General features: G+C 71.3%; 9 protein-coding genes. 3 read left to right on the plus strand and 6 right to left on the minus strand.

The features are described 5' to 3' along the window. Positions 1 to 237: 237 nt before the first annotated feature. From ACFU8Q_RS03275 to ACFU8Q_RS03285, 3 genes are all read right to left on the minus strand, one after another. Positions 238 to 1128 carry an oxidoreductase gene (locus ACFU8Q_RS03275; protein WP_384447157.1) on the minus strand — a complete coding sequence of 297 codons (891 nt, stop codon included), beginning with the start codon at positions 1126 to 1128 and terminating at the stop codon, positions 238 to 240. A gap of 158 nt (positions 1129 to 1286) precedes the next feature. After that, positions 1287 to 2372 carry a MerR family transcriptional regulator gene (locus ACFU8Q_RS03280; RefSeq protein WP_384447158.1) on the minus strand — a complete coding sequence of 362 codons (1086 nt, stop codon included), beginning with the start codon at positions 2370 to 2372 and terminating at the stop codon, positions 1287 to 1289. Between the two features lie 226 nt (positions 2373 to 2598). Then, a complete protein-coding gene (locus tag ACFU8Q_RS03285) occupies positions 2599 to 4989 on the minus strand; it encodes an ATP-binding cassette domain-containing protein (RefSeq protein WP_384447160.1) in 2391 nt (796 codons plus the stop codon). A 682-nt stretch (positions 4990 to 5671) separates the two neighbouring features. Here ACFU8Q_RS03285 and ACFU8Q_RS03290 point away from each other — a divergent pair. The 3 genes from ACFU8Q_RS03290 to ACFU8Q_RS03300 all read left to right on the plus strand — a co-directional run bounded on the left by ACFU8Q_RS03290 (position 5672) and on the right by ACFU8Q_RS03300 (position 7300). After that, on the plus strand, positions 5672 to 6142 hold the full coding sequence (locus ACFU8Q_RS03290; RefSeq protein ID WP_384447162.1) for a helix-turn-helix domain-containing protein: 471 nt from the start codon (positions 5672 to 5674) through the stop codon (positions 6140 to 6142). Positions 6143 to 6193: 51 nt separating this feature from the next. Then, entirely contained in the window at positions 6194 to 6844 is a 651-nt protein-coding gene (locus tag ACFU8Q_RS03295; protein WP_384447164.1) for a hypothetical protein, read from the plus strand. A gap of 123 nt (positions 6845 to 6967) precedes the next feature. Beyond that, complete coding sequence (locus ACFU8Q_RS03300; RefSeq protein ID WP_384447166.1) at positions 6968 to 7300, plus strand: DUF2516 family protein; 333 nt, start codon at positions 6968 to 6970, stop codon at positions 7298 to 7300. On the opposite strand, the gene ACFU8Q_RS03305 is transcribed toward ACFU8Q_RS03300, so the two are convergent. The 3 genes from ACFU8Q_RS03305 to ACFU8Q_RS03315 all read right to left on the minus strand — a co-directional run bounded on the left by ACFU8Q_RS03305 (position 7282) and on the right by ACFU8Q_RS03315 (position 11234). Beyond that, the gene (locus ACFU8Q_RS03305; RefSeq protein WP_384447168.1) at positions 7282 to 8688 is read right to left on the minus strand and encodes a PP2C family protein-serine/threonine phosphatase; all 1407 of its coding nucleotides are present in this window, start codon (positions 8686 to 8688) and stop codon (positions 7282 to 7284) included. The two genes, ACFU8Q_RS03300 and ACFU8Q_RS03305, sit on opposite strands and share 19 nt — an antisense overlap. Before the next feature lie 422 nt (positions 8689 to 9110). After that, positions 9111 to 10193, minus strand: a complete 1083-nt coding sequence (locus ACFU8Q_RS03310) for an NlpC/P60 family protein (RefSeq protein WP_384447170.1) — start codon at positions 10191 to 10193, stop codon at positions 9111 to 9113. 249 nt (positions 10194 to 10442) lie between these two features. Next, positions 10443 to 11234 carry a class I SAM-dependent methyltransferase gene (locus ACFU8Q_RS03315; protein ID WP_384447172.1) on the minus strand — a complete coding sequence of 264 codons (792 nt, stop codon included), beginning with the start codon at positions 11232 to 11234 and terminating at the stop codon, positions 10443 to 10445. Between the last annotated feature and the right edge of the window lie 186 nt (positions 11235 to 11420).

Here is an 11420-nt window from a genome sequence, read left to right on the forward strand (position 1 = left end):
CCGAGCGCGTCCTCTCGTACGTCGGCCCACTCCAGGGAGTGGCGGATGCCCTCCGCCGGCGAGTACCGCGGCTGCCAGCCCAGCCCAGCCCAGCAACCGCTTCGCCCGGTCGCTCCGGGTGTACGCCCCCGCGACATCGCCCGGCCGGACTTCGGCGTCGACCGCGGGCACAGGTGTTCCGACCACGCTGTTGAAGGCGTCGAGGCATGCCCGGCGCCGTTCCGCACAGCTGTCCCGCTATTGGCGACGTCCGAGCAGCGCCATGTCCTCCTCGTCGAGCGTCAGCCGGCCGGCGGCCATGTTCTCCTCCAGGTGGGCCAGCGAAGCGGTGCCGGGGATCTGGACGATCGAGGGCGAGCGGGCCAGCCCCCACGCGAGGGCGACCTGGTGCACCGTCGCGCCGTGCCGTTCCGCGACCTTCCGGACGTTCTCGCCGCCGAGCTCGGTGTGGCCGCCGCCGAGCGCGAAGAACGGCATGTACGCGATACCGGCGTCCGCGCACTCGTCGACGAGCGCGGCATCCGCCTGGTCGAGCACGCCGAACCGGTTCTGCACGGCTGCGACCGGCGCGACCGACCGCGCCTCCGCGAGCTGCTCGCGCGTCACATTGCTGACGCCGAGCTGCCGGATCAGCCCTTCCTCGCGCAGTGCGGCCAGCACCTCGAATCGTTCGCCCAGCGACCCGGCGACCCCAGAACCCAGCCGTCCCACCCGCAGGTTCACCAGATCGAGGGAGTCGACCCCGAGGTCCTCCAGATTCCGTTCCACCTCCCCGCGCAGCTGATCGGGACGGGCCTCGGCGTACATCTCACCGGTCTCGTCCCGCAGCGGGCCGACTTTGGTGGCGATGGTGACGTCGGCGGGGTACGGGTACAGGGCCTCGCGCAGGAGGTCGTTGGCGCGGTGGGTGGGGGAGAAGTAGAACGCGGCGGTGTCGATGTGCCGTGCCCCGAGTTCGACGGCGCGCCGGGCCACGGCCACCGCGGTCCCGGGGTCACCGGCGGGCCCGCTCCACCGCCCCGGCAACTGCATCGCGCCGAAGCCGAGCCGCGGGACGGTGACGGTGCCGCCCAGCTCGAAGGCGCCGGGGCCGGAGGGGGACGGTGCGCTGTTCGGTGAGGAGGCCATGAAGGCAGCTTGCCCGCCGAAGGACCGGATCGGCACATTCATTTCATTCGGGCCTTCGAGCGGGCAGCGCGGCAACGTGCAACCCCGGGTCTCGTGTTCGTCGGGGGATACGAGGGCCCGGCGGATGCCGATCGGGCTTCCGCCGGAGGGCGCCGGAGTCAGTGGCCCGAACCCGGTTCCATGACGTCGGCGACCACGCAGCTGACGTTGTCGGGGCCGCCGGAGCGGTTGGCAAGGGCGATGAGTTCGCGCACCGCCTGCTCCGGATCGCTGATCGCGACGAGTGTCCGGTGAATCTCTTCCGCCGGCACGACGCTCGACAGGCCGTCGGAGCAGAGCAGATAACGGTCGCCCTGCCGCGCGTCGTGCAGGCGCATGTCGGGCGTGACTTCGGCGCCCCCGCCCAGGGCCCGGATCAGCAGCGATCGCTGAGGGTGGGAGACGGCCTCCTCCGGGCTGAGGCGCCCTTCGTCGACCATCGACTGCACCACGGTGTGGTCATGGGTGATCCGGAAGAGCTCTCCGGCACGCAGCAGGTAGGCGCGGGAGTCGCCGATGTGGACAAGAGCCAACTGCGAGCCGGTCCAGAGCATCGCGGTGAGCGTCGTGCCGACTTCTTGCGGTGAGGGGCCGGCTTCGGCGACTCCGTGGACGGCCCGACCGGCCTGTTCGACGGCGTCTTCGAGGGCGTTGAGGAGACTGCCTGCGGGAACGTCGTCGGTGTCCAGGCGCTTGAGTACGTCGATGGCGGCTGCGCCGGCAGCTGCTCCGCCGGTCCCGAAGCCGTCGGCGACGGCGAGGAGGCGCGATCCGGCACAGGCGGTGTCCTGGTTGCTCTCCCGGACGAGGCCGGTGTCGGACAGTGCGGCGTAACGGATTTCCAGTGGCCGGGTGATCGGGGACATGGCGGGGTCCTTCCGGGACAGGTGGTCGACGAGGAAGGTGGCCAGGTCCCGCCGTGCGGCGGTGTCGGCCTCGACTCGTGCCCAGAACGCGCGGACCTCTTGGGCCGCCGCGGCCGCGTCCAGCGTGCAGACGTGCTGGATGCGAGCCAGCGGCATGCCCAGGCGGCGCAGCCAGGCCACCAGCCGGGCCCGGTCCAACTGGTCCGGGGCGTAGAGCCGGTAGCCGGTCACCGGGTCGACGCGAGCGGGGGTCAGCAGTCCGAGCTCGTCGTAGAGACGCAGCGCCTTCGGTGACAGCCGGGACGCCTTCGCGAACGTCCCTATGGTCAGCAGCCCCATGCCCGCTCTCCTCCTCGTGCCGAGCAGGTCGCCCGGCCCCACCGATGCTGCGGCCTCCCCCAAGGTGAAGGTCAACCGGTGGGCGACTGCCCTGCGGACGGCCGTCGTGCGGGTGTCCCGGACCGGAATCGGCCGGACAGCGCGCTGCCGCTGTCCGGGTGATCCCCGTCCAGTCCTCGCACACCGGCTCCGGTGTGCGAGAACCGCCCTACGGAGCCCGCCCCGGTCAGGCGCCGACGTAGGCCGCGAGGTGCTCGCCGGTGAGGGTGGAGCGGGCGGTGACGAGGTCGGCGGGCGTGCCCTCGAAGACGATCCGGCCGCCGTCGTGGCCGGCGCCGGGGCCGAGGTCGATGATCCAGTCGGCGTGCGCCATGACCGCCTGGTGGTGCTCGACGACGATGACCGACTTACCGGAGTCGACGAGCCGGTCGAGCAGACCGAGCAGCTGCTCGACGTCGGCGAGGTGCAGGCCGGTGGTCGGCTCGTCGAGGACGTAGACACCGCCCTTGTCGGCCATGTGGGTGGCCAGCTTGAGCCGCTGCCGCTCGCCGCCGGACAGCGTGGTGAGCGGCTGGCCGAGGCTGAGGTAGCCGAGCCCGACGTCGGCGAGCCGTTCGAGGATGCGGTGCGCGGCCGGTGTGCGCGCCTCGCCGTCGCCGAAGAACTCCTCGGCCTCGGCCACCGACATCGCCAGCACCTCGCTGATGTCGCGCCCGCCGAGGTGGTACTCCAGCACCGACGCCTGGTACCGCTTCCCCTCGCACTCCTCGCAGGGGGTGGCGACGCCGGCCATCATCGCCAGGTCGGTGTAGACGACGCCGACGCCGTTGCAAGTGGGGCAGGCACCCTCGGAGTTGGCGCTGAACAGGGCCGGCTTCACGCCGTTGGCCTTCGCGAACGCCTTGCGGATCGGGTCGAGCAGTCCGGTGTACGTCGCCGGGTTGCTCCGTCGCGAGCCCTTGATCGGGCTCTGGTCGACCGACACCACGCCCTCGCCGGCGGGGATCGACCCGTGCACGAGCGAACTCTTGCCGGAACCGGCGACGCCGGTGACGACGGCGAGCACCCCGAGCGGGATGTCCACGTCGACGCCCTGCAGGTTGTTCGCCGTCGCGCCGCGGATCTCCAGCGCGCCGGTCGGCTTGCGTACCGTCTCCTTGACGGCGGCCCGGTCGTCGAGATGGCGGCCGGTGACGGTGTCACCGGCCCGCAGCTCCTCGACGGTGCCCTCGAAGCAGACGGCGCCGCCCGCCGTACCGGCACCGGGGCCGAGGTCGACGACGTGGTCGGCGATCGCGATCAACTCCGGCTTGTGCTCGACGACGAGCACCGTGTTGCCCTTGTCCCGCAGCCGCAGAAGCAGGTCGTTCATCCGCTGGATGTCATGGGGGTGCAGGCCCGCGGTGGGCTCGTCGAAGACGTACGTGACGTCGGTGAGCGAGGAACCGAGGTGGCGGATCATCTTGACGCGCTGCGCCTCGCCGCCCGACAGCGTGCCCGCCTGCCGGTCGAGCGCGAGGTAGCCGAGGCCGATCTCCACGAACGAGTCGAGGGTCTCCTGCAGCGCGGCGAGCAGCGGCGCCACCGAAGGCTCCTCGAGGCCGCGGATCCATTCGGCGAGGTCGCGGATCTCCATCGCGCAGGCGTCGGCGATGTTGATCCGCTCGATCTTCGACGACCGGGCTCCCTCGCTCAGCCGCGTCCCGTCGCACTCGGGGCAGGTGGTGAAGGTGACCGCCCGCTCCACGAACGCCCGGATGTGCGGCTGCAGCGCCTCCTTGTCCTTGGACAGGAACGACTTCTGGATCTTGGGGATCAGTCCCTCGTAGGTGAGGTTCACGCCCTCGACCTTCACCTTGGTCGGTTCCCGGTAGAGGAAGTCGTGCATCTCCTTCTTCGTGTACTTGCGGATCGGCTTGTCCGGGTCGAGGAGGCCCGACTCGGCGTAGACCCGGACCGTCCAGAAGCTGTCGGACTTCCAGCCGGGGATGGTGAACGCGCCCTCGGCGAGCGACTTGGAGTCGTCGTAGAGCTGCGTGAGGTCGATGTCGGAGACGGTGCCCCGGCCTTCGCAGCGCGTGCACATGCCGCCGGTGCGGGAGAAGGTCGCCTTCACCGCCTTCTTGGCACCGCGCTCGACGGTGATCGCGCCGCTCGCCCGGACCGAGGCGGTGTTGAAGGAGTACGCGCTGGGCGGGCCGATGTGCGGCTTCCCGAGCCGGCTGAAGAGGATGCGCAGCATCGCGTTGGCGTCGGTGGCGGTGCCGACCGTGGAGCGGGGGTCGCCGCCCATCCGCTGCTGGTCGACGGCGATCGCGGTCGTCAGCCCTTCGAGTACGTCGACCTCGGGACGGGCCAGCGTCGGCATGAAACCCTGCACGAAGGCGCTGTACGTCTCGTTGATCAGTCGCTGCGACTCGGCGGCGATCGTGTTGAACACCAGCGAGCTCTTGCCCGAGCCGGAGACGCCGGTGAACACCGTGAGGCGGCGCTTCGGGATCTCGATGCTGACGTCCTTGAGGTTGTTCTCGCGCGCGCCGTGCACGCGGATCAGATCGTGGCTGTCGGCAGTGTGCGGCGCGGACGACTGCGTGTCCGTCCTCGTGGCCATGCTCATCGTGTCTCCATCTGTCGGGCGGGGGCCGCCTTCGCGGTCCCCGTCGGCGTCGCCCGGCTCGATCCGACCGGCTTCGAGCGGTACGCCTGGTTCTCCTTCGCTTCGGCCGCTTCGGCCCGTGAAGCCCCTGGGCCCCGGCCACCCGGCGCGCCCGGCCGAAGGAAGCGTCGACCAACCGGCGGCCGTCGTGCAAGGGCTCGCGGTCGGGCGTCTCGGCCACCTCGCGCCAGGCCTGCTGCGGCGCGGGGAGAAGCGGAACCAGGGGTACGGGGTGGGCGGCGCCATGGGTCTCCCCTGCTCACGAAGTTGAGAGCTTGGGGAAGGGCCGGAGCCGGTGCGCGCGGCGCACCGGTCGCCCCGCTCCTGCGGCAGCGCGTCGACCCCGTGGACCTCGGCTGCCCCGCGATCATGGACGCGCCGCGGGTGTGGCCCGGCCCCGGTCGAGGATAGCGGTACCGGTTGCGGCGCAGGGTCCGCAGGCGTCGGAGCGGATCCCCGGGGCGGGACACGGGGCGCGTGATGTCCTGTCGGCTCCGGTGGGGTGTGGACGGTGCACCTCGGACTGGCCGAGACATTGCGACAGGCGCCCGAGGGCGGCACGGAGAGGGCCGCGCGGGTGGTGTGGCGCACTTTTGCAAGCGAGTGCTTGCAAAAGTTAGCAAGATGGGTGCACCATCGAGGTATGGCATCACTCAACGTCGGCAATCTCGGTGAGTATCTGCGCGAGCAGCGGCGCAACGCGCAGCTGTCGCTGCGGCAGCTCGCTGATGCCGCGGGGGTGTCCAATCCCTACCTCAGCCAGATCGAGCGCGGGCTGCGCAAGCCGAGCGCCGAGGTGTTGCAGCAGGTCGCCAAGGCGCTGCGGATCTCCGCCGAGACCCTTTACGTGCGGGCCGGGATTCTGGATGAGCGGGAGCGGGAGGAGCTGGAGACGCGGGCGGTGATTCTGGCCGACCCGTCCATAAACGAGCGGCAGAAGAGTGTTCTGCTGCAGATCTACGACTCCTTCCGCAAGGAGAACGGGTTCGAGCCCGGACCGGAATCCGGCGTCGGAGCCGGATCGGAGACCGGCGGCGGGTCCGGAGCGGGTGCCGGTGCCGACGGCTCCCACAAGGCCGGCGGCAGCGATGCCGACTCGGCTTCAAAGCCTTGAAAGTCTTCAAAACCCTCACACTGAGTCTGATGATCCGGGAGGACCACAGTCATGGCCATCACCGATGACCTGCGCAAGACCCTCACCGACCCGACCCCCCTCTACTTCGCCGCCGGTACGGCCGACATCGCCGTCGAGCAGGCGCGCAAGGTCCCGGCGCTGATCGAGCAGCTGCGCGCGGAGGCGCCGGAGCGTATCGAGGCCGTACGCAACGCCGACCCCAAGGCCGTGCAGGAGAAGGTCGCCTCGCAGGCCAAGGAGGCGCAGGCCACCGTGCAGGCCAAGGTCACCGAGGTGATCGGGTCGTTCGACAGCGACCTGCGGAAGCTGGGCGAGAACGCCCAGGACCTGGCGCTGCGGGGCCTGGGCGTGGCCGCGGAGTACGCGGTGCGGGCCCGGGAGACGTACGAGAAGGTCGCCGAGCGCGGTGAGCAGACCGTGAGGAACTGGCGTGGCGAGACGGCCGACGAGATCGTCGAGATCGCCGTCGTCGTCGAGCCGCGCAAGGAGTCCAGGCCGACGGGCACCGCGAAGACGGAGCCGGCCGCCAAGCCCGGTCCGGCCGCGAAGCCGGGGCCGGCCAAGGCCGCGCCCGCCCCGAAGGCCGTCCGGCCGGAGAGCAAGGCGCAGGCCGCGCCCGCCAAGAAGGCGCCCGCGCGCAAGCCCGCCGCGAAGAAGACCACTCCGCCGACCGCGAAGTAGGGTCGCAACGCCCCGGCCGGATGGTGTACCGGGGCACGGGATGGGCACCTTTCGGGGTGCCCGGCTCGTTGTCCCGGTACCTTGGCCGCGAGGCGCTCATCCATTTATTAGGCGGTGCACACCATGTTGCTCACAGGATTCAGCACACTCGTCTGGCTGCTCTACATGGTCATGCTCGTCCTGGCCGTGGTCGCACTGATCATGGCCGCGACGGCCCGTGAGGACGCCTACCGGGCCGCGGACAAGCAGAAGAAGTCCTTCTGGCTGATCATCCTCGGCATCACCGTCGCCGTGAACCTCTTCGTGCCGATGCTGTTCCTGCAGCTTGCCGGAGCAGTCGCGTCCATCGTCTTCCTGGTGGACGTACGGCCCGCGCTGCAGGCGGTCTCGGGTGGCGGCCGACGCGGTGGCTCCGGCAGCGACGGGCCGTACGGGCCCTACAACGGCGGGCGTTGACCGCTCGCGGCGGTCGTGGCGCCCGCGGCGCTTGCGGAGGGCGTGGGTGGTGTCGGTTCGGGGCGGGGGCGCGGGATGCTCCGGCCCCGTTCGCCGTTCACGCCCCACCGGCGGCTGTGCTCCTGGTCGCGGTCGAGCAGCAGGACCGCGACGTCGTCGGTCAGCTCGCCGCCGTTCAGCTCCCGCGCCTCGGTGACCGCCGCCTCCAGGAGGGCCTCGCCGGTGAACCCCTCGGCCAGATGGCGGTTGATCATCGCGACCATGCCGTCCTGGCCGAGCCGCTGCGTACCGTCCGGTCCCACGCGCCCCTCGATCAGCCCGTCCGTGTACATCATCAGGCTCCAGGTGCCGCCGAGGTCCACCTGCCGGCGCGGCCATCGGGCGCGCGGCAGCAGGCCGAGGGCCGGGCCGCCGTCCTCGTACGGGAGAAGGCGCGCGGCCTGTCCGCGCCGGGCGATCAGCGGGGCGGGGTGGCCCGCCAGGCTGAGCCCGGCGCGCCTGCCCTCGGGCGCGATGTCGACGGTGCAGAGCGTCGCGAAGATCTCCTCGCTCTCCCGCTCGTGCTCGAGGACCTGCTGGAGCGTGGAGAGCAGTTCGTCCCCGCAGAGCCCGGCCAGGGTCAACGCCCGCCACGCTATGCGCAGTTCCACGCCGAGCGCAGCCTCGTCGGGGCCGTGCCCGCAGACGTCGCCGATCATCGCGTGGACGGTGCCGTCGGGCGTGCGGACCGTGTCGTAGAAGTCCCCGCCGAGCAGCGCGCGGCTGCGGCCGGGGCGGTAGCGGGCCGCGAAGCGCAGATCGGAGCCTTCGAGCAGCGGGGTGGGGAGCAGGCCGCGTTCGAGACGGGCGTTCTCCTGGGCGCGCAGCCGGGACTCGGTGAGCTGGTGCTGAGCGGTGTCGGCGCGCTTGCGTTCGACGGCGTAACGGATGGCGCGGCTGAGGAGCAGTCCGTCGAGTTCGCCGCGGCAGAGGTAGTCCTGGGCGCCGACCCGTACCGCCTCGGCGCCCAGCTCGGCGTCGTCCTCCGCCGTGAGGGCGAGGACGGCGTGGCGCGGGGCGATCCGCAGGACGTGCTTGAGGGTGGCGAGCCCGTCGGCCCGCTCGGCGTCCTCGGCCCCTTCGGGTCCGGTCGAGCGCGCCTCGTTGCCGGTGGGCAGGGCCAGGTCCAGCAGGATGCAGTCCACGTCGTCGGTGAGGAGCCGGCCCGCCTCGGTCAGGTTGCGGGCGGTGCGGATGCGGACTCGCCTGCCGGCCACGGCCGGGAGCTCCGGAACGGTGAACGTGCCCGCCGGGTCGTCCTCGATCACCAGGAGGGTGAGGTGGGCGCCGTGGGAGGTCTCCGCAGCGGGAACGGTGTGCTGTTGTTGCTGCGGTACGGGTACGGGCATCGGTTTCAGGTTTCCTTCCCTCCCCCCGAGGGCGCGGCGGAACGTCGATCGACGACCCGCCAGACGGGGACGATAGCGTTCCGCGGTGGCGGAACGGAATGCCGTTCCGCGATCGGCCGCTGTCATATGCACCGCCATAAGCCGCGTCAGGTCACGGATCCGGCGAGATGCGCGGGCGTGGGGGTGGGTATCCGGGCATGACAAAGGTCACGCGGGGTGGTGCGGGCCGGTGGCGCGGGTCACTCCCGTGCGAGCGCGGGTCGCTCCCACGAGGGTCAGGGGTCCGCCAGGGTGCCGGGGGGAGTGACCGCCGGGGCGCGCTTCGTCCCCGATCGCCGGCCGCGCTCGACGCGGCCCGCGCCCCCCGAATCCGGTCGGTGCGTCCCCGCATCCGGCCCCGCCCCCGGACCCGGTCGGTCTCCCTACTTGTCCGGGCGTACGACTCCGAGGATCTGCATCGAGCCCGCGCCCGCCAGGGTGACGTTGCGGCCGGGTCGGGGGGCGTGGATGATCGCCCCGTCGCCGATGTACATGCCCACGTGGCTGGCGTCGCCGTGGTAGATGATCAGGTCGCCGGGGCGCATGTCCTTGACGGCGATGTGCGGCAGCAGCCGCCACTGCTCCTGCGAGGTGCGCGGGATCGGCCGGCCCGCTGCCGCCCAGGCCTGTGACGTCAGCCCCGAGCAGTCGTACGAATCGGGGCCCTCGGCCCCCCAGCGGTACGGCTTGCCGATCTGCGCGGTCGCGAAGGCCACCGCCTCCTTGCCGCTCGCGCTCGCCTCGCGGTTGATGTCCTTCAGGGCGCCGGAGCTGAGCCAGGCCGTCTGCTGCTTGTACTCCGCCTCCTGCTCCAGCTTCAGCAGGCGGGCCCGCTCCTCCTTCTTCAGCTGGGATTCCAGCTTCTTCGCCGCGGCGATCTGCGCGTTGATCTTCTTCTTGGCCTCGGCCTGTTTGAGGCGGCTCGCTTCGAGCTTCTCCCAGTTGGTGCTCGCGTCCTGGGTGTACGTCTCCAAGTCCTGCTGGGTCCTGGTCAGTTCGCCGAGGACGCCCCGGGCTGCCTGCTGGCCCTCCCTGACCCGGGTCACCCCGTCCAGGAACAGCTGCGGGTCGTCGCTGAGCATCAGTTGGGCGCCGGGCGGCAGTCCGCCGGAGCGGTACTGCTCGCGGGCCTGGGCGCCCGCCTGGCTCTTGAGTTCGGCGATCTTCGCCTGGCCCGCGACTATGGCCCGGGCCAGCCTGACGATCTCGCCGGACTGCTTCTCGGCCTTCTCCTCGGCGAGGTTGTACGCGTCGGTGGCCGCCCCGGCCTTGCGGTAGAGGGCGTCGATCTCCTTGCGTACCTCTTCGAGGGTCTTCTTCGGCTTCGCCGCCTCGGACCCGGAAGCGGGCTGCGATGCGGAGGGAGAGGGGGGTGGGGGCGCGGCGAATGCCTGGACCGGCGCGGTGAGTACGGTCAGCGCGCAGGCCAGAGTGATCGCGGCTGCGGCACAGTGACGTCGGTTCACGAGATCCCCCTCCGAATGAACCCGATGAAACTTATGAAGCCTGTGGAACCGGTAGATACAACGAATCTGATTTACCGTCAGTAACTTTGGTCGATGACGAGATCGTGCCATGCCGTCCCGAAAAGCAACAGAGGCACACGGCCGCTGTCCTGACGGCCCCGTGGTCGCTGTCGCTCCCCTTCGTCTGGACGAACGATGCCTCGTCCGTGTTCCCGACCGCCTCCTCGAACGCGCGTTCGCCAGGGCTATTCAGCGCGTGTTGGGCTGTCGGCCGGGCCGGACGGCGGCCCATTTCACCGTGACTTCGCCCTGGCGCCAGCGCCGCACCCCGTCCGCCAGCGGCCAGTCGGCCGACAGCGACCGCACCGCCGTGATCCAGCGCTGCCGGGCACCCAGCGAGGCGTACGGGGCGGCCGCGGCCCACGCCCGGTCGAAGTCCCGCAGGAAGGCGTGGACCGGCTCGCCCGGCACATTGCGGTGGATCAGCGCCTTGGGCAGGCGTTCCGCGAGGTCGGAGGGGCGCTCCAGGGAGCCGAGCCGGGTCGCGAAGGTCACCGTGCGCGGACCCTCCGGGCCTAGCGCCACCCAGACGTGCCGGCGCCCGATCTCGTCGCACGTCCCCTCCACCAGCAGCCCGCCCGGCGCGAGGCGGTCGCACAGCCGTTGCCAGACCGCGGCGACCTCGTCCTCGTCGTACTGGCGCAGCACGTTCGCCGCCCTGATGAGGTCGGGACGGGTGGGGAGCGGTATCTCGAAGCCGCCGTGCAGGAAGGTGAGGCCCTCGCGTTCGTACGGTTTCGCCGCCGCGACCCGCTCCGGGTCGATCTCGATGCCGGTCACCGTCGTGCGCGGCTCGGCGGTGCGCAGGCGCTGGAGCAGCTCGACGGCGGTCCAGGGCGCGGCGCCGTACCCGAGGTCGACGGCGACGGGGGCGTCGGCGCGGCGCAGGGCCGGGCCGTGGGTGGCGGCGATCCAGCGGTCCATGCGGCGGAGCCGGTTCGGGTTGGTGGTCCCGCGGGTCGCGGTGCCGATGGGGCGCATGACAGCGAGCGTAACGATTCCGCGGGGGTGGCAGGCGGCGCGGGGCCCGGCCCCGCTTCCCGGCCCCGGCGTTCGGCTCCCGCACCGTAATGATTTGGTAAAGCGGAAATGAAAGGGGGAATTCCACTGTTGCAGCCCCTTGCGAGGGGCTCAAGTCCCTCCGCTGTCATGCCCTGAGTGAGGAGG

The organism is Streptomyces sp. NPDC057543, from assembly GCF_042801895.1.
GTDB lineage: Bacteria > Actinomycetota > Actinomycetes > Streptomycetales > Streptomycetaceae > Streptomyces.